This is a genomic window from Bartonella sp. P12B, from assembly GCF_055796185.1.
Window position 1 is genome coordinate 1 of sequence record NZ_JBTTDI010000009.1, and the last position, 21,272, is coordinate 21,272.

The window sequence follows — 21,272 nt, forward strand, 5'->3', positions numbered from 1 at the left end:
GGTGTTAACCAGTGCCGGTGTTAACCAGTGCCGGTGTTAACCAGTGCCGGTGTTAACCAGTGCTTGAGATCTGGAAAAAACTTGTGAAGGAAAACGCAAAAGAAGGGATTGAAAAGTTTTATTAAGACTGGTAAACGAATCCTTAATGCATAAAGCTGTCAAATACTTGTGAATGGGCGTTGGCTGTTTTGTTTCATTGGGTGCAAAGAGCCAAGGGGTGCGAAAAGTTAGGGTGTTCGTGCTGAATTGGGTTCATGGCATTTCGTGCTGTTCATTGGTATGTGCGTGTTTTCTTATACATGTTGAATATGGGGGGAAAATCCGTGAAAAAGCTCTAGGCAAGTGTCTCGTAAGAGTTGGTTTGTAAAAAAATGAAAAAGCGGAGTAATGTCAGCATGACAAATGAAAATATACCACCACAAGACAAATCACAAGCACAACGCGAATATGCCAAAACGTAAAAGGGCGCCGCAGCATATGGTAAGGGATCTAAGCTCTTGTCCTTCAAAGGGGATATGGTGCTTTCGATGAAAGATTATAAAATGATCTTGTGCATCGCTCTCGTTTTGTTGATCTTAGGGGCCCTTCGAGCCGTGTATCTGCCTATGTTTTTCTTCGGATTATTCGTTGGAGGAATTTATACTGGGGGCGAGGGCTTTATGGATTTCATAATCTTCTTGCCGACTTTTCTATGGGCGTTGGCTGTCATCTTCTTACCGGTTGTTTTGATCCTCCATTTCATCATTGATCGACGTTTGAAAGCAATGTTTCAGCAATTGGAAAAATCATCTGAACAGCAAAATGAATCTGCTGTTGCACAAACACGATAGGGGGAAAAAATGATTATTATTACACTATTGTTGGGTATTCTTGCCTTTTTTGGTCTTATCATCATTGCTGTTTTAAATAGTATGGTTCTGGTCGGAATTTATTACTTTTTTGTCAAACGTTTAAGATTGTATCTTAGAATGGATGAAGAACTCAACAAGAAGAGTTAAAAAGTCATAGAAACAAAGGTATGCTGCTAGAGTGTGCTGATAAAGCGTCTTCTTGTAAAAGGCATGGTGAAAAGAGAAGGGGCAGAGCTCAAAATTGAGTAAATGAGCGCTGCTCCTTGCCTTCAAAAAAATGCTCCTTTCGGAGAAGAATCTAAGGAAAAGATCAAAAGCGTCTTTTTCGTTTTTTTTTCTCTGAGGGGTGTAACAAGGGGGGCGTTTTCAGAAATGCCGTTCTGAAAAGCGGTCATTCTTAAATCTGAAAAAATAATTCTGAAGAAAGACAATAACGGGCTCTTTTGCACGGTAATCTTGCGCTCCACACGAAAATTGTGCCCCGTAAAGTGTGGTTTATCATACAAAGAAAGGGAGTGTTCCTTTGATAAAAAGGATTCGTTTGCTTTGATGTGGGGTGATTGCTCTTAATGTTGATTTCTTGGGCTTTGTATTGACGATCCAATCGACTGGGTGAAATCAAACTTACTTATGGGTCTAATAAAACTTATGGATGAAATAAAATGATCCTCTGTCTGATAGAGGTGTGAGAGGGTCCCTCTAAAGAGTGCTTGCTTAATTAATACATTGATTTATGAAGAGAATTCATCGTTTGCACCTGGAATGACAGGTTCGAAGAGCGTAAGATTCTTCTCTTTTAAACCCTTTTAATTGAATCCATCAAAACAATCTTCTTGCTCCTTATAAAGGGGATTATCGTGGGGGATAACTCTGGGCGAAAAGGCGTTGAATTGCCTCTCATGAATCGTCTTGATGCAAGGGCTCTCGCACCATTGGAAGTTGGCAAACAGACCCTTGGAAGCGAGAAAATATCATGATGATGCCGGCTTGTTCCTTGAAGTGAGACATAGAGAGGGGCAAAGGTTTCTTCCTTTCGTTTTACGTCCTCTTTTTAGCAGGATTTAACGCTTTTTAATGCAATACAATTGGAAAAGTAAAGCGCATGGGGGCATCATCCGTGTTGTGGGTGAATGCTGCTTAGAATATGTTTTGTCAGTGTTTCTCTGATTTGCTGGTCTGCATCCTTCTTGCTTTGTGAGGGAAAAGGGATTCAGCATTGAGAAAAAACAATAAAAATAATCAAAGGCAATTCGATGACAAGATGGTTCGATTATAAGGAGAGAGTCATTTCTCTGTAGAGTGCTAAAAAGGGAAAAGAATAGGAGAGGGGTAAAGTTATCAATGCGTTTCTCTTTTAAGTGTTTTACTTTTGCTGTTTTGGATGTTAAAGGAACTCCTTACTTTGACTGTGTTCGTTTATGTCATGTGATTCTTTTTAAAATGTGTGGCATTGTTCCTCGTTTTGTTGAGAAACTGAAAAGCATGATATGAAGGAAAGTGCATGGTTATAAGAAGAGTTTTTAGCAGAGGCTTCACTTTGGTGAGCGTCTGAAATCTTTAAGAAGGGGGGGAATCTCAGCGTGACGATAGATAAACCACACCAGCAATCTTTGCAAAAATGTGGGGGGACGGCTTCTGTCCCTCAGGGAACGTTTGAGAGAGCGCAGCTTTTTGCTTTCAAAAAGAAGCTGGCTCTCTCAGCAAAAGATTATATCCTCATCTTTTGTTTGGCTGTGATCGTCTTGTTGGCTATGGCTGCGGTAGTCTACATCAATCCTCTGGATTATTTTCACGTGATCTCTAGGGAACAGCTTCAAGCCATGGTTCCAGAACAGCAGCAAGGAGCGTTTCTGGAAAATTTGACCGCACAGTCTTGGCAAGAAAGTTATCGCCAACAAATGCAGATGGTAGAATTGTTTCGTGCTGCGGGGTGGAATGGTGTTTGGGCTCTTCTCTGTTTTCTACCGCTCTTCATTTATGGAGCTCTTGTTGGGTTCTTTCCACTCATTTTTGTCTACTCTGCTCTCTTGAAGCGTGAGTTAAAAGCAATGTTTCAGCAATTGGAAAAACCGCTCGAGCAGCAAGGTATCCATGACTTAGCAGAACATAAGAGGGGGGGAAAGTGACTGTTATTTTCATCTTAAATGTAATAGGGGTATCTGTGCTGGTTGGGCTAAGCTTTATCATGGTTAGCTTTGTTACCATTATGGCAATTATTGCACTTTACTACTCTTTTGTTAAGCGTGCTGCGGTGTTGTTTAGTATGTTTCGAAAACTAAAAAACAGTGCAATGCAGAAATTGGGCAATGAGAAGAACGAGAAGAAGGGGCACAAGAGCGTTCTTGGGACAAAGTTAAATGCCTTTTCCTTTCAAGAATCTCTCACGCTTTCAAGAAGAGATTATATAATCATTTTTTTGGTCGCTTTTATCATGGTTGCTGGTTTTGCGGGAATCGCGAGTTTTATGGCTTTTCTCCCAACATCCGCGGCTTTCTTGGCAACGCATGCCCCTGCTTTTCTTAGGGTTTTTGACGTCGCCTTCCAACTGTATTTTATGATGTGGGAATGTATTGTCTTCTCTTTACCAGTCCTTTTGATCCTCCATATGATCCTTAATTATGGAGTGGAAAAAGTGATAAGGAAATTGGAAAAGTTTGCTTGAGAAGAAACGAAATCAATTGTTTCACACAATGTGATAGGGGAAAAAAGTGCTTTTTTTTACAGAATATTTGGGTCTTTTAGGACTTGGCATCATTGTCATTTTATTCTTTATGGTTATCATTGGGGCTGCTTACTCTTTTATCAAGTTTGTGAGACTGTACTGTAGCATGGCTCAGGAATTGAGAGAGAACATGATGCAACAAAAGAAGGCAATCCAACAATTAAGCAATGATGAGAGGGAAATAAAGGGGCAAAATTTAGCACGCGATGCAAAAAGACGCTTGCTTTCTTTCAAAGAGTCTCTGTTCCTTTGGCCAAAAGAGTGTAAAATATTGTTTTTCATCTCTCTCATCCTTATCATTTTACAGCCTCTCTTCTCTATAGGGAATCTCTATTGGTGGAAGAGTGAAGGAGTTGCTTTTATAACTCTGCTCTTGGGGATTCTATCACTCTATGCTTTTCTCTTGTCTCCTCTTATTGGGGTGTTCTTGATCAGATTAACTGGTAAATTGAGAAAAGTGGTCCAACAATTGGAAGAAGCAACTGAACAACGCGATGAAGCTCTCCGCATAAAGAGTGCAACAGGGGGAAAAGATGACCAGTAGTTCTATAGCATTAATCGTTTTCTCTTTGCTGGTTTGGATAATAGTAAGCGTTTTTATTACTCTGCCGATGTTGGTGCTTTTTTACCTGTTTATCAAGCGTGCAAGAGTGTATTGTAAAGCCAAACAGGAGTTGAAACGCGTGCTTCAAGAACGCGATAGCGTTCTTACAGAGATTTCAAACAAACAATAGCAAGATAAAAGAATCTTCAGTGTTTGATAAAGAGCAGCTTTCTCTTTCTTGGCAAGATTATAAAAGAATATTTTACGTCTCTGCGGTTATGATGACGACAGCCATTGTTGTAGGATTTTGGAAAACGTGGGGGGATGTTTGCGTTCTTTTCCTTTATGATCTTACAACTGTTGATTTTTCTTAAAGCCGTTATTAATTCTTAGATGTGCTGTTTTATTCTCCTTAATGATTGGGGTGCGCCATGTTGTTGTGACGCGTCAATTGAGAGAAATGATTCAGTATTGAGATAAAACAACGCATAAAAAACAATCAAAGGCAATTCGATAACAAGATGGTTCGATTATAAGGAGAGAGAGTCATTTCTCTGTAGAGTGCTAAAAAGGGAAAAGAATAGGAGAGGGGTAAAGTTATCAATGCGTTTCTCTTTTAAGTGTTTTACTTTTCCTATTTGGGGTGTTAAAGGAACTTCTTACTTTGACTGTGTTCGTTTATGTCATGTGATTCTTTTTAAAATGTGTGGCATTGTTCCTCGTTTTGTTGAGAAACTGAAAAGCATGATATGAGGGAAGGTGCACGGTTATAAGAAGAGTTTTTAGCAGAGGCTTCACTTTGGTGAGCGTCTAAAATCTTTAAGAAGGGGGGAATCTCAGCGTGATGATAGATAAACCACACCAGCAATCTTTACAAAATCGTGGGGGGACGGCTTCTGTCCCTCAGGGAACGTTTGAGAGAGCGCAGCTTTTTGCTTTCAAAAAGAAGATGGCTTTCTCGGCAGAAGATTATATCCTCATCTTTTGTTTGGCTGTGTTAGTCTTGTTGGCTACTGTTGCTACATATTACATCAATCCTCTGGATTATTTTCACGTGATCTCTAATGAACAGCTTCAAGACATGGTTCAGACACAAAAGCAAGGAACGTTTCTGGAAAATCTTAAAGAAATATTCCAAGGACAGTTATCGTCAGATGGAAAGCATACAGAAGAATTGTGGCGTGCTGCGGGATGGAATGGCGTTTGGGCTTTTCTCTGTTTCTTACCACAAGCAATCCTTGGCTGGATTCAAATAATTTTTCCTAGCCTTTTATTCTTATTCATCATTTTAAATCGGAACTTGAAAGAAATGGTTCGGCAATTGGAAAAATCACCAAAATAGCCAAGAAAACCAATTGCTTTATAGAAGACCATAGGGAGAAAAAGGTGGATTTTTTTGTAATATCAACCGCAATAGTGTTCATTGTGTCAATGGGTATCGTTTACCTCATAGCGGGTGTTTGTGCTGTTATGGCAATTCTTGCACTTTATTATTCTTTTGTGAAGCGTGCTATGCGTTTGAGAGCGTTTTCTAAGTTCTTTAAGAAACTACAAAACAGGGAAACACTGGGCTTCAATGGGCATGAAACAGACAAAAGAGTGCAGACTATACTCTGTGATATGCAAACTAATCCCCTTGCATTTAAAGAGTTTTTGGCTCTTTCAGGAAAAGATTATAAAAGAATATTCATTTCCTCTTTGATTGTCTTTCTTATAATGTCTGCGCCCATCATAATCTCAGCTGTGTGGGTTGGGGTGGTGGGATTGATGGGAATGGACGTCAGTCAAGTGATGAAACAGTTTTTTCAAAGTCATCCTGTAGGGTTTTTCGTTTATGGCTTTACAGCTGTATTAATGGCTTTGGTTTGGGCTTTGTTTGCCTTCTCTTTACCGGTGATTCTGATACTCTACGCTATGCTTAATCAGAAAGTGAAAAAAATAATGAAAAGATTAGAACAGTTTTCTTAAGGTGCTGCTAGACTGATTAAGTCTATAGAATACGAGAGGGAAAAAAGTGCTTTTGTTTATCGGATATTGGGGTCTTTTAGGGCTCATCATAATGGCCATTTTATTCTTTATGGTTATCATCGGGCTTCCTTATTTTGTTATTAAACGTGCGAGATTGTATTTCAGTCTACTGAGAGAGATGAAAAAGAAGATGCCGCTAAGTTTTCAGGAGAGAGGAAAAATGAGCCAAAATTCAGCCCTTAATACAGGGTTTGGCTCCTTTTCTTTTATAGAATCTCTAGATTTTGGTCGTAAAAAATATAAAATGCTGTTGTTTATCTCTATTCTCTTTGGAATTTTACAGAGTCTACCCCCTTTCTTGAGCATGATTGGGGAGAGCAGTGATGCGAAGGCTTTTATAACCTTTCTTCCAAATTTTATAGCAGGGTGTCTGATGTTCTTCACACTCATTCTTGGGGTTCTCTGTCTAAGATCTCATGGCAAATTGAGAGAAGTCAATCAACAATTGGAAGAAGCAATTAAACAACGCGATAAAGCTCTCTATATAAAGGGTACGATAGGGGTAAACGATGACCAGTAGTTTTATAGCATTAATGACGTTACGTTTTTTGACTTCGACAATCGCCGGTGTTCTAACTATTATGCCAGCTTTGGTGCTTTTTTCCCTGTTGATCAAGAACGCAAAATTGTCTTGTAAAGCCAAACAGGAGCTCAAACGCGTGCTGCAAGAACGCGATAGCGTGGTTGCAGAGATCTCAAGAAAAACAAGAGCAAGATAAACAAGATAAAAGAGTCTTCCATGTTTGATAAAGAACAGCTTTCTCTTTCTTGGCAAGATTATAAAAGAATATTTTATATCGCTGCAATCATGACGACGGCTCCGATAGCCATTGTTGTAGGGTTTTTGAGTGCGTGGGGCTATGATTCCTTTTCCTTCACAATTTTACAGCCGCTTGCATGGATTCTTGGTTGTGCTATTTTATTCTCTCCGATTATTTGGGTGCTCCATCTTATAGTGACGCGTCAATTGCAAAAAATGATTCAGCAGTTAGAAGCAGAGAGCCAGCAGTCAGAAAAATAGGCGCTCTCGTCATCTTGCCCAAGCGGAGACCTGCCAAGTGGGGGACTGTAAGTAGTGGCAAGGGAAGCTTTTAAAATCAAACCTAAAGCGAGACTTGTTTCGTCGTTCTTCATGGCTGTTTTTTCGAGCCATCATTTTTGATTTGGTCGCTCGGGGGCGTTGTTGCGCTCTATGCTTCTTTTTTAAGAGGGAAGATCTATGGGGCAAAATCATTGGCGCAATGACTCCCTGTGATGGGAACCCCGTGAAGCATTTTCTTGCAGGATGCTTTATTGTCTTTTACGATTTTCGCTGTGCTTAGCGATGTTGAGATCCTAGAATTATTTTACCATAAAAGCTTTTTGAGAGGTCATCAACTACTTGATTTTAGTGGGAGTCTCTGTGATGAGAGTATCTTCAATGTCAATATTGTTTGTAGAGTCCTACCGATCTAGTCCTACCGATCTAGTCCTACCGATCTAGTCCTACCGATCTAGTCCTACCGATCTAGTCCTACCGATCTAGTCCTACCGATCTAGTCCTACCGATCTAGTCCTACCGATCTAGTCCTACGGGTATCGTCCTACCGGTGTAGTCCCTTACCAGTATCAATATTGGCTCTGCAAAGGTACCAAAAGCCATCTTGAATGTGTTTTGTGAGGGAAGAAGAGAGGAAAGGACAAAGCAAGTCTGTTACGCTTTGCTTGAAATGAGAAGCAGTCCGAGTGTTTATACAGAGTTGGTTTGCTCTCAGAACTGAGAGAGCCCTGCAATTCGTGTCAATAAAGAGTATATCGTTGAAAGTGAAAAGAACTGACAGCGAAAAGAACAATAAAAAAACAGGAATTTCATGGGGGTGATGAAGGAGCGCTCTTTGGTTTGAAAAACGCAAAAAACTTTGTTTTAATCTTTTCATGACGAAAAATGGGCAATTAAATTTATGGTTAGAAAGGGGGCGGATGCAATTACGTCTTGAGAAAAATCAATAATCCTTCTATAGAGAATAACTCTTATAAGAGATGAAAAGAAATTAGAAATTTGAGAATAAAAGATAGAGCGGGGGAAAATGAAGCAAAAAAATTTAGAACTTAAAAAAGAGCCACGCTTTTTTTTCTTCGAGCAAGCGCGTCTCTCAATGAGAGAGTATAAAGTTATCTTCTGCTTTACTGCTATCTCTGTGATGTTTATCGTGCTGCTCTGGTTAGGGTTGGACTTGACAAAGTGGCAAAATACGACTCTTGCTCTTGCTGGGCTTATTTGGGCCATTATAGCGGGATGTGTTGTTAGTCTGATACCAATTATGGTGGTGCTTCGTATTATATTGGGCGTTCTTTTGAAAAAAAATATCAAAAAACTGAAAGAAGCAATTCGGCAACGCGAAAAAATGAGTCAGGAGCAGTAGGGGAAATGGAAAATAATCTTGCAGCGATCATGTCCGTGATACGGCTCGTGGTTGACTTTGTATTTTTCATTAACATGTTCATTTTTGCACTTTATTACTCTGTCTTTAAGCGGGCAAGATTGTATTACCAGGTCAGAAAAGAACTGAAAAAAGTGCTTCATGATATAATGTTTGTGCCGCCCATAGGTGAGGGGAATAATTCAGCAGATGCGTGAAGAAGAAGTCCGCGAAGAGCTTTGTGAATATGATGATGTTCTGGCTATGGAAGGTGCGATAGCGCTTTTAAAGAATTTGTGATTGGTGAATGAAATTGAGAAAATGAGAAAAAAGCTGATCCTCTGGCACGCACGCATTGATCCGGTCGTGAAGTGTTGTATCGGTGTCATGATGAGAGAATGAAGAATTCTAAGGACGAGAAAAGAGAGGATTGTCGTGATGAGAAAGGGAAAGATAGCTCCAATTTGATTGTGGTTTGTGCGTTATGAGCGGTCTTCTTCTCATGATTTATGACACGCTTGATCCGAACAATTCTAAGATTTTGTCGGGCTTTTAACGGGATTTTGTGGTGAAGGAATTGGAAATTTTTTAAGAAAGGTGCGTAGAGGGTGCTTGAAACAGGTGCTTGTTGAAGCAAAAGGATGGTGAGAAATTGCTTTTCATGCATTGCTGCGTTACTCATGGGCACCCCTCCCTTGGAAAAGGAGACTTCTTTAAGGAAATTTCCTTTTTGGAACAAAGGCGAAACAAAGAGAGCCTCTTATGCTTAGTGGTATCTTGGGGGGCTTGCTTTGCTTGGTGAGGTGGAGATTTGTGCTCTTACAGACAAAGTTTTGTGCAAAGAGAACAACTTGGGAAAATTGACTTTGGAACTTGACTTGGAAAATCCGTTTGGGGAAAATCCGTTTGGGGAAAATCCGTTTGGGGAAAATCCGTTGGGGACAATCATCTTGGCTTTGAGAAAAAGAATAGAGAAATGCATCTTGAACGTGCTGTAATGGGAAAAGAGAGGGAAAAGACAAAGCAACTCAGTGATGCGTTGCTGGAACAGGTTGAAAATTGTTCCTGAAAGTGAAGTGCACTCAGACTTGCAGAGCGAGAGATTTAAGAGTTGTGCAATCAATAAAGGGGTGTTTACAATAAAAAGAGGGCTTGGCATAAAAAAGTTGTTGAGGAGAAAAACAACAATGAAGAGCACAAGGTTTTATTGTGTATGATGAGAAAATATCTATGAAGTGGATAACAAAGATACTCAGCACGATTGTCTCTTTTTGGGTGCTGATTGCGAAAGCAAAACGTTGAACAATGGGGCTGAGGGGTAACTTCCGCAATAAGGGATGGGGAATTATAATTTATGGAGGGTAAAAAGTGGAGGCTTAAAAAAACAGCTTAAAGCAGTCCAGTGTGGAGAAAAATAACAGCTCTTTTTTAGGCGATCAAGAAGAGGATAAAAACTTTAAGAACAATGAAAGGGTAACAAGTAGGGGAAAACATGAAGAAGAAAAATTCAGCATCTTATAAAAAATTGTCTTCTTTTTCATATAAAAAATTATCGGTTTTTTCTTTTAGAAATTATAAAATAATCTTACGCAGCTTTGTCATCATGTCCTGCGCATTTTCCATCATAATGGCTTTAGAGGTCCAAGCTTGTGCAAAGACTGCCATACAGATATTGCAGGGATGGAGTGGTGTGGGGCATGCTATTTTTCTTCTTCCGGTTTTAATTTGGCTCTGTCTTCTCACATCTTTTTCTATCCTTTGGGGAATTCACAGCATACGAGAGCGGAAATTGAACAAAACAAAACAGCAAGGAGAACAGGCAACGGAGCAAGATGAATCGGTTCAAGGATAAGGGCTATGGGATTAGCAACTCTGCTGCTTACAACACCGTTTACTTTGTGCCTGTTTCTTAATACCGTGGTCTTTGGCATCTTTGTTAATATGGTCATCGTGCTGCCTTATTATGCTTTTTTCAAGCGTTTGAGAGTGTATTGCCGCGTGAAAAAACAAAGGAATGGGGGGGGGAAAGAGTCTCTCCAGTGCTTTTGTCATCTTGAAAGACGTGAAAAAAAGTCAGGGTGCCAAAATTCAATTCTCGAGACAGAGCAAAGGTCCCTTATATTCAAAAAATGGCTGGCGTGTTCTTGGAAAGATACGCTCATTATATCCTCCATTTCTCTTATCATTATAGTTTTTAAGGCGGGGCTTTATAGCGCTTTTTGGTGGGAACTGAATCGTCCTGTCAACAGTAAGGGGTTAGAAGTTTTTAGCTTGCTTTTTTCGCTGTTGTTTTTGATCTCGGCATGTGTTTTGCTAATGGTTCCTGTTATTTTAGTGCTTCGTGCCCTCTTAACATCTGAGTTGAAAAAAAAGATCCTGCAGTTGGAGGAATTAACCCGACGACAAGAGAAAATTCTTTAGCAAGAGAAAGGCTAGGAGGGAAAAAAATGACTCATCTCATGGGGAGGACTATGGTGGAATTAAACTTTCTCTTGCCTTTTGTGGCGATAATCCTTGATGTTTTTTTAACGATAGCCGTGATTGCGCTGTATTATTCTTTTCTCAAGCGTTTGAGGTTGTATTCTAAGGTGACTGGGTTATTAGACAGAGCGGTGAAAAAGCATAGAGAGTGCTTGGAATGTCAATAAAATGGACATGTCCTTAAAAATTGTGCTCTTGTAAAAAGTGTTTTATGGTAAAAAAACGAAGTCAAAAGTGAAAGGGGAATTGCGTTATGGTCAAAAAGAACAGAGGGGAAAGGGCAGGGGAAATGAAGCAGAAAAATCCAACATTTTATCATATACTGCGCTCTTTTTTCGAGGACTTCCCTTTTTCTCCGAGAGAAAATATCGTCATTTGTCTCCTCTCACTCATTATTGTGCTGGGGAGTAGAATCCTCTTTATGCCATCCTTGGCACAAGAGAAATTTATAATGGAGGGGGGATTTACAGCGTGGGAGGAGACTATGCTTCTTTCTCTCCTGATGTACTGGAAAGTTTTTGCCATCTGTGTTCTCGCTTCGATACCGATTATGATCATACTTTGCCTCATCTTATGGGGTGTGTCGAAAAGAAATATGCGGAAATTAAAAGGTGTCAATCAGCAATGGGAGAAAATACCCTGGCTTCAAAACAACGGGTGTAAAAAAAGTAACAGGGAGGATCACTACGAGACTGTTATCCTATTCTTTGCTGTCGTGCTTGGAATGCTATCATTGTTTATTTCTTTTTTTACCGTGTTCCTTTTAGAACTTTATTATGGTGTCTTTAAGCAGATAAAAATGTATTGCCGCGTGAGAGGAGAACTGAAAGGAGCGTTGCAAGAGTAGAATATAATCTTTGTAAAGTCATGAGAGGGAGAGAGATATGCATGAGCAAAATGGCGGAGAAGAAGGATAAGAAGAGCTTTATGAGGTTGTTGATGATGACGAAGTTGTGACCATGGAAAGGGGGACAGCGCTTTTAAAGAGCTTGGAATGTCCGCAATCAATGTTTCATGGTAAAAAACGGGGTAAAAAAGCGGTAGGGGGAATTGCACTATGGTCAAAAAGAGCAGAGGGGAAAAGCAGGGGAAATGAAGCAGAAAAATGCAGAATTTTACGACAAAAGGCGCTTTTTTATCGAGAAAGTTCTTCTTTCTCCGAGAGAAATTATCGTCATTTGTTCCCTCTCACTTATCATTGAGCTGTGGAATAGGATTCTCTTTATGCCATCCTTCGCAAAATGGAAATTTACAGTATGGGCGGAGACTACACTTTTTTCTCTCTTAGTGTATTGGCAAGTTTTTGCCGTCTGTGTTCTTGCTTTGATCCCGATTATGATCATACTTTACGTCATCTTATTGGTTTTGTTGGAAAAAAATGTAGGAAAATTAAAAGGAGTCAATCCGCAATGGGAGAAAATACCTTGGCACCAAAATAACCGGTATAAAAAGAGCAATAAGGGGCATAGGTACGAGACTGTTATCGCATTTTTTTCTCTCGTGCTTGTCTGTGCGGTAACGTATATTTCGCCTTTTAGCATGGCTATTTTATATTTTTATTATGGTGTCTTTAAGCAGGCGAGACTGTATAGCCGCGTGAGAGGAGAACTGAAAAAAGTGTTGCAAGAGTAGAATACAATCTTTGTTAAGTCATGAGGGAAAGAGATATGGATGAGCAAAATGGCGGAGAAGAAGGACAAGAAGAGCTTTATGAAGTTGTTGATGATGACGAAGTTCTGACCATGGAAAGTGCGACAGCGCTTTTAAAGAGCTTGGGGTGGTCGGTGGAAATCGAGGGACGAGGGGATCATTTGGCTACCCTCTTCTTGCCCGATCGCGAAGTGCAGTTTCTCTATAATGACGAACATGATGAAAATGACGAACATGACGAAATGAGCAAAGATTGCCCAAATTTTGATCGTGGGCTTTTAGTTATGACCGGTATTTTTGCCGCAGCTTGCCAGACCATTAATCCTGATAATTCTCAAATTTTGCCAGTGGTGCATTTGAGTTTTGTGGCTAGAGGACTAGAAATTTTCGAAGAAAGAGTGACGGGGAAGCGTTTAAAGCAGGAGCTTGATAAAACTTTACAATGGGTGATGGATGATACACGTCTTCAGGAAATGTTTCACTCTCGCTATAGTGCGCCGCCTTGGGAAAACAACACTATAATTTGGTCAACTGATGAATACGTCGATCAGTTAGCTGTTAAAACCAATGGGGCACCTTATGCTCTGGCGCATCTTGCAGCTCTTGCGCTGCTTGGTGATGGGAAGACTTTACGCTCTTATCAAAAACGCTTGGCAGCAGGCAATCGGCTTGGCTTTGATGTCGGGAGCGAATCGGCAAATCTTGACGAAAGCCATCTTGAACGGGCTATGGTGATAGCACAAGAGGTGGCTAAAACAGAGCAGCTTAGTTACGCTGTTCTTGAACGGGCGGCAGATAAACTGTTCTTGAACGCTCATGAGTATCGGGATTTTAGATTTAGAGACCCAAATTTGTGCAATATAAAACGAGATTTTCAGAGAAAATGCGCCGAACGCAAAAGACAGGAATTAAGGGAACAAGGATTCATTGTGTATGATGAGGAAGCGATCTTTAAAGTTGAAGAGAAGAAGTACGGTTTCGATATCGTTTATATCAAGGATGGTGAACTAGAATTTCTCGATGTCAGCATTGATTAGTTGAGATGCTTCATGGGTGAGGAAAAAAGGCACTTCCTACAATCAAAAATTTTAAGGAAAATAAGAAAACAACACCATGCTTTAAAAAGTGCATTGAAAATTCCTTGAAAAATTTTGCTGGGAAAGAGTTGTAGCAAAGTGATTGCTCTATGGCTTTAAAGAAAAACTCATCCTTCCCTCGTGGAGGAAAAGATGATTGCTGTACAAAGAAAAGCTGTTGGGGCAGGTTTTCATTCTCTCTGTTTCCTTTTTGTTGAGAAGAGAAAACAAAGCAATCTTTTCATTGAGAGAAAGAAGTAAAGTAAAAATAAGGCCCCATCTTTATTGGGGCCTCTTCATTTTTATCTATGACGCTCTATGGGGGGCTTTAGAAAAGACTCCCTATTTTCTTGTAAAAAAGTATTTGTACGCAAACCATGATAGCAGAACGCAAAAAGTCAGTGAGCGCATAGAGTAAATTTTTTCCTGTATGATATAAATCATCTATTCCCCTCTCTTTTTTACAACAGTTACTTTTGTTTTTTAGTATATCCGATGTATCAAATGAGCCACTTGTTGGTTCGAGAAGCTGTAAATCATTTTTATCAACTTCATCAACAGTATAAGGAGAAACAATTGGTGCTTCTTCTTTATTAACTATACGATCAGAGTCTTGGAGTGCAAGAGCTAAGCCACTGGTGATTGCACTTGCTATGAAAAAATATCTTATATTCATAGTTTTTCTCCTATATTTATTTATAGAAATAAATATCAAAATGTATTATATATAAATTTTAGTTAAATACCTATAGTAAAAATGCAACAAACATGAAAAAGAAAGAAGTTTGTCTAGAAATTGACAAAATTAACCCTTAATTGCCTTAATGAATTCTTTCAGAATCTGTTTTATGGATGCATAAAGGTTGTTTTTAAGAGTCTTTACAGAGACTCATACAAAATGGGTGACAAAAAGAGCTGCTGAAAAAACGTCTTTTTGTGCCTATAGCCAAGGTGCTTATAAGCGCTGAGCATCCATAAGCGCTGCAAACACCCCGTAAGGGGTTGGGGTATATTCTATGAGGGGTAGGATACACTCTATGAGGGGCGGGATGCACTTTATGAGGGTCGGTGCATCCCGTAAGATTTGGGGTGCATCTTATGAGGGTTGGATGCACCCTATGAGGGGCGGGATGCACTTTATGAGGGTTGGTGCATCCCGTAAATTGGGGTGCATCTTATGAGGGTTAGATGCACCCTATGAGGGGCGGGATGCACTTTATGAGGGTTGGTGCATCCCGTAAATTGGGGTGCATCTTATGAGGGTTAGATGCACCCCATAGGGATTAGATTTTCTTATCTTATATCGAGTGATTGGCGCAGTTTCTATAGAAACTTTATTCTGTATCCTCAATATTTGCGATGATTATCCTCAATATTGTGATGATTTTATGATAAATTGAGTAAGGTGCTCTCAGAGGAAAAAGCTGAAAAATCTCAAAGAATACGGGTCCTTTGCTGCTCTTATTAGGGCGTTTCTTGATCTTTTTTTTTCATACAAGATTTAAGATTTATAAGCGATGTGCTTATAAAATTCTTGCATTAAAATAATAAACATAATGAGATATTAGACAGAAAAAAAGAGAGCCATATTTGTTCTTTTTCTTTAAGCAATGCAGTAAAATATATTTTTATTCAAATACACATCCTATCAATAGTCTCTGTTATAGATATCGTTCTGTCGTTATAGAAAATACTTTTATTTTAAAATGAAATTTTGAAGAAAAAATAAGTTTGAAAATCTGCTTAGGGGTGAGAGCAGAGGGAAGGCTATAGACTCGATTGATGAGAACATGATCAGATAACAGATGAGAAAATTTGGGTAGAAAAGTCTGAAAAAATTGCAAATTTTTTTTAAAATGGAAAGCCTTCAGTAAGGTTAATTGTTGGTAAAGGAATTTGCGAGAGGATGAAGGATGGGGGGAGTGTGATTGCCAGTGAAGAGGTGTGCGATGGAGGGACTGTTTGGTGCGTGTGATTCCAGCCAAGGTGTGTGATGGAGGGGCTGTTTGGTGCGTGTGATTCCAGCCAAGGTGTGTGATGGAGGGACTGTTTGGTGCGTGTGATTCCAGCCAAGGTGTGTGATGGAGGGGCTGTTTGGTGCGTGTGATTTCCAGCCAAGGTGTGCGATGGAGGGGTGTCGATGGTGCTTGCTGTTGTTTTGATTCGTTTTGCGGGCTTGCGTCCTCTCTCTGATGTTTCGTTCTTTTACAATCTCACTGAGTTTTATTGGCTCACTGGGGTTTATTGGTTGTATGGAGGGATGTCTTCATTTGTTGTTGTGTTCTTTGTGGTGGAAGATGATACAGAGCTCTTTTGGTTTGCGTAGCCCCAATGAAATGCGAGTAAGTCTAAACAGTCTCGTAAATGATCCGCAAGGGAGTTTTGTTTGCGTTTTGAGTCGCTTAATTCTTTGATTGCTTGATCGTAACCAACAACCTTTTCTACAAGTGAATAGCCAAGAACACCAAGCAGAACTTTGACCTTTTGTAAATGCGTGGAGGCTTCTATCTGACGTTCAATAGGGTGTGTGTAACCTTGGCTGTTTGCAACCTTTTCACGTGTATAGTCAGGGCTCATGTGAAGATCTGCTTGAGTTTGACGCCAATAAAGATAAAACCGTTCTGCTGCCCTATATTGCGCTTTGCTCAGATGCCCTTTCGCATATAAAAGGGCAATCGGACGGCTTTTTGCATTGGCAATGGCTTTGATCGTGCGCGGATTGCTGGAGCTTTCTCGATGAGCCGGTTGAAAATAAGGATTGCTTGTTTCAACAGCAATTTCTTGTGTCTTTAGGTGGCCAATGTGCGGTTGCTCTTCGCCGTGGTCGGAGGAAGCAAAAGGGTGTGTGTTGTTTTTGTGGTCCTCTTGGTTGATTCTTTTCTCTTGATGGTTCATGTCATCTCCTCCAAAATCATCATTTTATTTTCCGTTCAAAAAATCGGCTGTCAGTAGTTGTGGGCGCATGAGGGGGATAAGCTTTGGTTATTGTCTCCTTGGGGAATCCTTGGGAAAGTATTGGGTGTTAGGAAATTGAGGGGCTCTGTTTTGTTTGGATGTTGGCACTGATAGCTCGGTGTTTGAGGGGAATTTTTATGCACGCTTGCTTTTAAGCAGAAGGCGTTCTCAAAGGGGATGGTGTTTTGCCGCATTGTTGGCGGTGTCTTTCGTTTGTGCGTATAAAGGAGCGGGGGGATCGCTGTTGTGTGGGGATTGTTCTTGCCGGTGCTGGTGGTGTTCGCATGGTTGGAGTTGTCCTTGTTTTTATTTCTGAGAGAGCAAAGCAGAGGTGTGTTTGCTAGCTCTGGTATTCAAATGAGAGGATGTTTCTCTTGATGATGGTGCTTTTCTTTTGTTCTCTTATGAAAAGTGATGTGTGTTGAGGGGCTATGGGCGTGGTTCTTGAAATGGAAGTGTTTTGCTGCATGGTTGGAGTTGTCCTTGGTTTATCAAGGGGAAGGCATATAGAGGACGGGTGCATAAGGAAGCAGAAGATGCGGGGCATATGGTGTGTTGTTTTTGAATTGGTTGGCGTTTTACTGTATTGTTGGTGTTGTTGTTGATAAGGAGTGAGCTATGGCCATTACGTGGGGTGTATTTTTGGAGCGGTTGGCGTTTTGTGGCATTGTCTTTGGTGTCATCTGTGGTGCCTATGCTTTACTTTATAGAGTATCGAGGAGGTTTGGGGTTACGCGGGAATTGTTCTGGGTGTGTGCGGGGGCTAGCTTCATTCTTCCCCCTGTTGACGATTTTATTTGTAGGCAAACAGAGCGAATTGGTTTGGACTGGCTTTGGTTCTCGAATAAGTGGGTGTTTTGCTTCATGATGGGCATTGCTCTTGGTGTTATCTCTATCGTTGTTCAAGGGGAGTCAAGCGTTGTGGTGTGATGTGGGGGGGGTGATGGGGGGCTTTGCATTGTTGGAACTATCCTTGATTTTGCTTCTGTGGGAATGAGGTGCCTTCGTGTCATGGGGGATTGGTTCTTGAAATGAGAAGTGTTTTGTTGCATCGTGCTTGGGGTTGTTTATAAAGGAGCGGGCGTATGGCTGCTATGCGGGGCGTGTTTTTAACGGCAGTGAAGTTTTGTTGTCTTGTCGGTTTTTTTCTTGGTTGGGTTTATGTAACTACGGGGATGCCCGTTGTGACGTGGGAGGTCTTTCTGCAAGGGCTGGTGTTTTGCGGTGTTGTGAGTGCTGTCTTTGTTTTTATCGGGGTGGGGGCAAAGAGCACGACTGTTGCGTGGTTGGTGTTTTTGAAGGCGTTGGTGTTTTGCTGCATTGTGGGCGTTGCTCTTGTTTTTGCCTATCAGGAATTAAAGCGTTCTGAGGTGATGTGGGATATTTCCTTAATAGTGGCGGGGATCATTGCATTGTTGGAGCTGTTCGTGATTGTGCTTTCAAGGGTGCACAGTGAATGGGCGGCGCGTTGTGTATGGCTTTTGAAGCTTTTGGTGTTTGCCGGCATTGTTGGAGTGGTCGCGAGTTTGGCGCGTATGGGAGCGAGGAATATGGGGGTTGACTGGTTTGTGATCTCGGATGATGGGGTATATTCCTGCATAGGTGTGTTGATTGTTCTGTTTGCTTATGAGGGGGTGAGGTGTGTGAGGGTTCTATGGGCTTGGTTATTGGAGAGGGGGGCGTTGGCTTTGCGTTCAAGATAACGCCTTGGCGTGAGGGGCTGTTCATGGGAGCAGCGATAGCGGTAGGTTTTGGGATCAAACCAAAGACCAATTTTACCTTCAAAATCACCTGAACGTTGTTTGGCGATATTCATAATCACACCAGGGCGTTTGGCTAATTCTGCTTTTTCTTCTTCACCTGACGCGGCAAAAATTTTGTCTTCTAAGGATCGATTGCGCCAAATGGTGATGATGTTAAAGGCATTGGCACCAATTTCTGAGGCCCCTTTAATATCTTCCGTGCCGGGGATCTCTTTATCCAGCCCTCCTTTGCGGGCATGGGCGACAAGGTGAATGTGAACGGCGTTTAAAACAGCCCAATCAACCATCTTATAAACCGCTTGTTCTTGTCCCGCATAGTCATCTGAACAGATACCAAGCCGCATGAGACTGTCGATGATAAATTGATCGCAACCATAGCGCGCACGGCAATAGTCAAAAACATCTAGCAGTGTGTCAACGCTTGATTTACCAACATGCTCGTAGAGAATCAGCCCGTCGTCTAAAAAATGAAGAATCCGTTCAATCATTTCTCTGGTCGGTTGTTCTAAGCCTCCTGTTTGTTTTGTTAAACGGCGTAGCGATTGTTCTCCTTTCATTTCTAGGGAGGCTAAGCAAAGACGACTCTTTTGCGAAATCCAATGGGGAATACAGTCTGATAATAGTTGACTCTTGCCGGCACCACTTGCACCACTCCATAGCGTTAATTCCGCTGGACGGAAATATAATTTCCCATTGAGTTTCGGATAGGGAGCCGTATAGCCTTCATGCTGTTCAGGCGTTGGCCAAAACAGCCCTATCACTTGATCCTTATAGTCTGAGGCGCGGCGTAAACCTTTTGGCGCAAAGCTTTTTGCTGATAAAAAGGCTGCTTTTATGGTGGCTGCATCAATACCAGAAGTTAAACAGTCATTGGCATCCTTACGGGGTAAGCAAACGCGATAGCAACGGTGGCGACCAAGTCGGTTGGCAATTTCATGGGCTGCTTCTTCACCCGGTTTGTCCATATCGGTGGCTAAAAAAATGGTCTCAAAAGGTTCTAAATTGTCAAATTCATTTTCAATCCAGTTGTGTTTTCCACCAACGCCTCCTCCAAACGGGACAGAAACTGCCGGATATCCATAGGCTGCTAAGGAAAGTGCATCAATTTCTCCTTCAGTGATAACAAGAGTTCGATTGGTCGAAGCAAATGTTTGATTTATGGGAGTGGTGTGCGTGGATGCGGGGGCGGTGTGCGTGGCTGTGGGGGTGGTGTGCGTGGATGCGGGGGCGGTGTGCGTGGCTGTGGGGGTGGTGTGCGTGGATGCGGGGGCGGTGTGCGTGGATGCGGGGGCGGTGTGCGTGGCTGTGGGGGTGGTGTGCGTGGATGTAGGAGCGGTGTGCGTGGCTGTGGGGGTGGTGTGCGTGGATGCGGGGGTGGTGTGTGTGGCTGCGGGGGTGGTGTGCGTGGATGCGGGGGTGGTGTGTGCGGATGCGTGGGCGGTGTGCGTGGATGCGGGGGTGGTGTGTGCGGATGCGTGGGCGGTGTGCGTGGATGCGGGGGTGGTGTGTGTGGCTGCGGGGGTGGTGTGCGTGGATGCGGGGGCGGTGTGTGTGGCTGCGGGGGTGGTGTGCGTGGATGCGGGGGCGGTGTGTGTGGCTGCGGGGGTGGTGTGTGCGGATGCGGGGGTGGTGTGCGTGGATGCGGGGGTGGTGTGTGTGGCTGCGGGGGTGGTGTGCGTGGATGCGGGGGTGGTGTGCGTGGCTGTGGGGGTGGTGTGCGTGGATGCGGGGGCGGTGTGCGTGGATGCGGGGGTGGTGTGCGTGGATGCGGGGGTGGTGTGCGTGGATGCGGGGGCGGTGTGCGTGGATGCGGGGGTGGTGTGCGTGGCTGTGGGGGTGGTGTGCGTGGATGCGGGGGTGGTGTGCGTGGCTGTGGGGGTGGTGTGCGTGGCTGCGGGGGCGGTGTGTGCGGATGCGTGGGTGGTGTGCGTGGCTGCGGGGGTGGTGTGTATGGCTGCGGGGGTGGTGTGTGTGGATGCGGGGGTGGTGTGTGCGGCTGCGGGGGTGGTGTGTGCGGCTGCGGGGGTGGTGTGTGCGGATGCGGGGGTGGTGTGTGCGGCTGCGGGGGCTTGTGCTGGGGAGCAAAGAGCTTGCCAGCCAAAGAGAATCGGTTCACACTGTGCTGTTGTTGGTTTCGGTTTTGCACCTGCTTGTGCGAGCCGTTCTTTCACCATGGCTAGGGTGCCATCCGGCTTATAAAAGGGAAAAATGATTTTTTCACCCTCTTCTCCTATGCGGTAACGCTTTAAAATCTCTAGGGGAATATGGCGCTCTTGATTGAGATAGGTTTTTACTAAATTTTGCGGTGTTCCACCTGTGGGAACTGGTGGGCGACGATAGGAGCGATGGGGTGCCATAAAGGGTTTTGGACGCGTCAGATTGAGAGTGGCACGCGCTTCTTCTAGTGCTTGAGAAAGACTTATCCCTTTGACTTCACACCAAAGATCTAAAAGGTCACCGCCTCTGCCTTCCGCAAAATCATACCAAAGACCCGCTTTATTGCCGCTTAAGCACACCGATAAGCTTTTGCCCGTTTCGCCGCGCGTGCTTCCTACAAGCCAATCATTACCGCGTCTGCGCCCTTGTGGAAGAAGCATTTGGGCGATTGTTCCTGCTTGGGCGATAAGTTTTTGTTTGATCTCAAAAATGGTGCTCATGTTGACCTGTGGGGTTGTTGATCGCTTGCGTGAAGGGGGCTGTTGTCATTGCCGTGTTGGTGCCCTTGTGGAAGAAGCATTTCAGCGATTGTCCCAGTTGGTGGGTTCAGTTTTTGTTTGATTGTGAAAATGGTGCTCATGTTGAC

Annotated in this window: 24 protein-coding genes; 20 read left to right on the plus strand and 4 right to left on the minus strand. The window is 42.6% G+C overall.

The features are described from left to right. Positions 1-527: 527 nt before the first annotated feature. The 16 genes from AC0QT1_RS06230 to AC0QT1_RS06305 all read left to right on the plus strand — a co-directional run bounded on the left by AC0QT1_RS06230 (position 528) and on the right by AC0QT1_RS06305 (position 13,712). Complete coding sequence (locus AC0QT1_RS06230) at positions 528-830, plus strand: hypothetical protein (RefSeq protein ID WP_473201881.1); 303 nt, start codon at positions 528-530, stop codon at positions 828-830. 1,601 nt (positions 831-2,431) lie between these two features. Further along, positions 2,432-2,977 carry a hypothetical protein gene (locus tag AC0QT1_RS06235; RefSeq protein ID WP_473201882.1) on the plus strand — a complete coding sequence of 182 codons (546 nt, stop codon included), beginning with the start codon at positions 2,432-2,434 and terminating at the stop codon, positions 2,975-2,977. Beyond that, complete coding sequence (locus AC0QT1_RS06240) at positions 2,974-3,513, plus strand: hypothetical protein (RefSeq protein WP_473201883.1); 540 nt, start codon at positions 2,974-2,976, stop codon at positions 3,511-3,513. The genes AC0QT1_RS06235 and AC0QT1_RS06240 overlap by 4 nt, the downstream gene beginning before the upstream one ends. Positions 3,514-3,559: 46 nt before the next feature. Next, positions 3,560-4,117 carry a hypothetical protein gene (locus AC0QT1_RS06245; protein ID WP_473201884.1) on the plus strand — a complete coding sequence of 186 codons (558 nt, stop codon included), beginning with the start codon at positions 3,560-3,562 and terminating at the stop codon, positions 4,115-4,117. 209 nt (positions 4,118-4,326) lie between these two features. Beyond that, a complete protein-coding gene (locus AC0QT1_RS06250) occupies positions 4,327-4,491 on the plus strand; it encodes a hypothetical protein (RefSeq protein WP_473201885.1) in 165 nt (54 codons plus the stop codon). A 470-nt stretch (positions 4,492-4,961) separates the two neighbouring features. Next, a complete protein-coding gene (locus AC0QT1_RS06255) occupies positions 4,962-5,459 on the plus strand; it encodes a hypothetical protein (protein WP_473201063.1) in 498 nt (165 codons plus the stop codon). A gap of 89 nt (positions 5,460-5,548) precedes the next feature. Continuing rightward, on the plus strand, positions 5,549-6,085 hold the full coding sequence (locus AC0QT1_RS06260; RefSeq protein WP_473201064.1) for a hypothetical protein: 537 nt from the start codon (positions 5,549-5,551) through the stop codon (positions 6,083-6,085). Between the two features lie 220 nt (positions 6,086-6,305). Further along, on the plus strand, positions 6,306-6,665 hold the full coding sequence (locus tag AC0QT1_RS06265; protein WP_473201019.1) for a hypothetical protein: 360 nt from the start codon (positions 6,306-6,308) through the stop codon (positions 6,663-6,665). Continuing rightward, positions 6,655-6,864, plus strand: coding sequence for a hypothetical protein (locus tag AC0QT1_RS06270; RefSeq protein WP_473201020.1), 210 nt, complete (start codon positions 6,655-6,657; stop codon positions 6,862-6,864). Before AC0QT1_RS06265 ends, AC0QT1_RS06270 begins: the two co-directional genes overlap by 11 nt. Before the next feature lie 20 nt (positions 6,865-6,884). Continuing rightward, the gene (locus AC0QT1_RS06275; protein ID WP_473201886.1) at positions 6,885-7,166 is read left to right on the plus strand and encodes a hypothetical protein; all 282 of its coding nucleotides are present in this window, start codon (positions 6,885-6,887) and stop codon (positions 7,164-7,166) included. Between the two features lie 1,045 nt (positions 7,167-8,211). Then, complete coding sequence (locus AC0QT1_RS06280; RefSeq protein WP_473201022.1) at positions 8,212-8,547, plus strand: hypothetical protein; 336 nt, start codon at positions 8,212-8,214, stop codon at positions 8,545-8,547. A gap of 1,600 nt (positions 8,548-10,147) precedes the next feature. Continuing rightward, on the plus strand, positions 10,148-10,396 hold the full coding sequence (locus AC0QT1_RS06285; RefSeq protein ID WP_473201023.1) for a hypothetical protein: 249 nt from the start codon (positions 10,148-10,150) through the stop codon (positions 10,394-10,396). Positions 10,397-10,401: 5 nt separating this feature from the next. Continuing rightward, complete coding sequence (locus tag AC0QT1_RS06290; RefSeq protein WP_473201887.1) at positions 10,402-10,965, plus strand: hypothetical protein; 564 nt, start codon at positions 10,402-10,404, stop codon at positions 10,963-10,965. A gap of 313 nt (positions 10,966-11,278) precedes the next feature. Beyond that, on the plus strand, positions 11,279-11,872 hold the full coding sequence (locus AC0QT1_RS06295) for a hypothetical protein (RefSeq protein ID WP_473201888.1): 594 nt from the start codon (positions 11,279-11,281) through the stop codon (positions 11,870-11,872). A gap of 245 nt (positions 11,873-12,117) precedes the next feature. Further along, complete coding sequence (locus tag AC0QT1_RS06300) at positions 12,118-12,657, plus strand: hypothetical protein (protein ID WP_473201026.1); 540 nt, start codon at positions 12,118-12,120, stop codon at positions 12,655-12,657. Positions 12,658-12,692: 35 nt separating this feature from the next. Further along, positions 12,693-13,712: a DUF6990 domain-containing protein gene (locus AC0QT1_RS06305; RefSeq protein WP_473201889.1), complete on the plus strand. Its 1,020-nt coding sequence runs from the start codon at positions 12,693-12,695 to the stop codon at positions 13,710-13,712. Positions 13,713-14,079: 367 nt separating this feature from the next. Here the strand turns inward: AC0QT1_RS06305 and AC0QT1_RS06310 are convergent, their stop codons facing one another. From AC0QT1_RS06310 to AC0QT1_RS06320, 3 genes are all read right to left on the minus strand, one after another. Continuing rightward, positions 14,080-14,427: a hypothetical protein gene (locus AC0QT1_RS06310; RefSeq protein ID WP_473201028.1), complete on the minus strand. Its 348-nt coding sequence runs from the start codon at positions 14,425-14,427 to the stop codon at positions 14,080-14,082. A 1,175-nt stretch (positions 14,428-15,602) separates the two neighbouring features. After that, positions 15,603-15,869, minus strand: coding sequence for a hypothetical protein (locus AC0QT1_RS06315; protein WP_473201890.1), 267 nt, complete (start codon positions 15,867-15,869; stop codon positions 15,603-15,605). A 123-nt stretch (positions 15,870-15,992) separates the two neighbouring features. Then, on the minus strand, positions 15,993-16,646 hold the full coding sequence (locus AC0QT1_RS06320) for a hypothetical protein (protein ID WP_473201891.1): 654 nt from the start codon (positions 16,644-16,646) through the stop codon (positions 15,993-15,995). Between the two features lie 275 nt (positions 16,647-16,921). On the opposite strand from AC0QT1_RS06320, the gene AC0QT1_RS06325 reads away from it, so the two are divergent. From AC0QT1_RS06325 to AC0QT1_RS06335, 3 genes are all read left to right on the plus strand, one after another. Further along, positions 16,922-17,050, plus strand: a complete 129-nt coding sequence (locus tag AC0QT1_RS06325) for a hypothetical protein (protein ID WP_473201892.1) — start codon at positions 16,922-16,924, stop codon at positions 17,048-17,050. A gap of 274 nt (positions 17,051-17,324) precedes the next feature. Continuing rightward, the gene (locus AC0QT1_RS06330) at positions 17,325-17,636 is read left to right on the plus strand and encodes a hypothetical protein (RefSeq protein WP_473201893.1); all 312 of its coding nucleotides are present in this window, start codon (positions 17,325-17,327) and stop codon (positions 17,634-17,636) included. A 155-nt stretch (positions 17,637-17,791) separates the two neighbouring features. Then, positions 17,792-18,409 carry a hypothetical protein gene (locus AC0QT1_RS06335; protein ID WP_473201894.1) on the plus strand — a complete coding sequence of 206 codons (618 nt, stop codon included), beginning with the start codon at positions 17,792-17,794 and terminating at the stop codon, positions 18,407-18,409. On the opposite strand, the gene AC0QT1_RS06340 is transcribed toward AC0QT1_RS06335, so the two are convergent. Continuing rightward, positions 18,331-21,126: a toprim domain-containing protein gene (locus AC0QT1_RS06340; RefSeq protein WP_473201895.1), complete on the minus strand. Its 2,796-nt coding sequence runs from the start codon at positions 21,124-21,126 to the stop codon at positions 18,331-18,333. The genes AC0QT1_RS06335 and AC0QT1_RS06340 overlap by 79 nt on opposite strands. Between AC0QT1_RS06340 and AC0QT1_RS06345 the strand changes: the two genes are divergently transcribed. After that, positions 21,125-21,247, plus strand: a complete 123-nt coding sequence (locus AC0QT1_RS06345; protein ID WP_473201896.1) for a hypothetical protein — start codon at positions 21,125-21,127, stop codon at positions 21,245-21,247. The genes AC0QT1_RS06340 and AC0QT1_RS06345 overlap by 2 nt on opposite strands. Positions 21,248-21,272 lie beyond the last annotated feature (25 nt).

Coding starts and splice junctions, on each gene's coding strand:
- AC0QT1_RS06230 (WP_473201881.1), top strand. CDS start 528: ATGAAAGATTATAAAATGATCTTGTGCATCGCTCTCGTTTTGTTGATC.
- AC0QT1_RS06255 (WP_473201063.1), top strand. CDS start 4,962: ATGATAGATAAACCACACCAGCAATCTTTACAAAATCGTGGGGGGACG.
- AC0QT1_RS06260 (WP_473201064.1), top strand. CDS start 5,549: ATGGGTATCGTTTACCTCATAGCGGGTGTTTGTGCTGTTATGGCAATT.
- AC0QT1_RS06265 (WP_473201019.1), top strand. CDS start 6,306: ATGAGCCAAAATTCAGCCCTTAATACAGGGTTTGGCTCCTTTTCTTTT.
- AC0QT1_RS06270 (WP_473201020.1), top strand. CDS start 6,655: ATGACCAGTAGTTTTATAGCATTAATGACGTTACGTTTTTTGACTTCG.
- AC0QT1_RS06275 (WP_473201886.1), top strand. CDS start 6,885: ATGTTTGATAAAGAACAGCTTTCTCTTTCTTGGCAAGATTATAAAAGA.
- AC0QT1_RS06280 (WP_473201022.1), top strand. CDS start 8,212: ATGAAGCAAAAAAATTTAGAACTTAAAAAAGAGCCACGCTTTTTTTTC.
- AC0QT1_RS06285 (WP_473201023.1), top strand. CDS start 10,148: ATGTCCTGCGCATTTTCCATCATAATGGCTTTAGAGGTCCAAGCTTGT.
- AC0QT1_RS06290 (WP_473201887.1), top strand. CDS start 10,402: ATGGGATTAGCAACTCTGCTGCTTACAACACCGTTTACTTTGTGCCTG.
- AC0QT1_RS06295 (WP_473201888.1), top strand. CDS start 11,279: ATGGTCAAAAAGAACAGAGGGGAAAGGGCAGGGGAAATGAAGCAGAAA.
- AC0QT1_RS06300 (WP_473201026.1), top strand. CDS start 12,118: ATGAAGCAGAAAAATGCAGAATTTTACGACAAAAGGCGCTTTTTTATC.
- AC0QT1_RS06305 (WP_473201889.1), top strand. CDS start 12,693: ATGGATGAGCAAAATGGCGGAGAAGAAGGACAAGAAGAGCTTTATGAA.
- AC0QT1_RS06310 (WP_473201028.1), bottom strand. CDS start 14,427: ATGAATATAAGATATTTTTTCATAGCAAGTGCAATCACCAGTGGCTTA.
- AC0QT1_RS06320 (WP_473201891.1), bottom strand. CDS start 16,646: ATGAACCATCAAGAGAAAAGAATCAACCAAGAGGACCACAAAAACAAC.
- AC0QT1_RS06330 (WP_473201893.1), top strand. CDS start 17,325: ATGGCCATTACGTGGGGTGTATTTTTGGAGCGGTTGGCGTTTTGTGGC.
- AC0QT1_RS06335 (WP_473201894.1), top strand. CDS start 17,792: ATGGCTGCTATGCGGGGCGTGTTTTTAACGGCAGTGAAGTTTTGTTGT.
- AC0QT1_RS06345 (WP_473201896.1), top strand. CDS start 21,125: ATGTTGACCTGTGGGGTTGTTGATCGCTTGCGTGAAGGGGGCTGTTGT.
- AC0QT1_RS06340 (WP_473201895.1), bottom strand. CDS start 21,126: ATGAGCACCATTTTTGAGATCAAACAAAAACTTATCGCCCAAGCAGGA.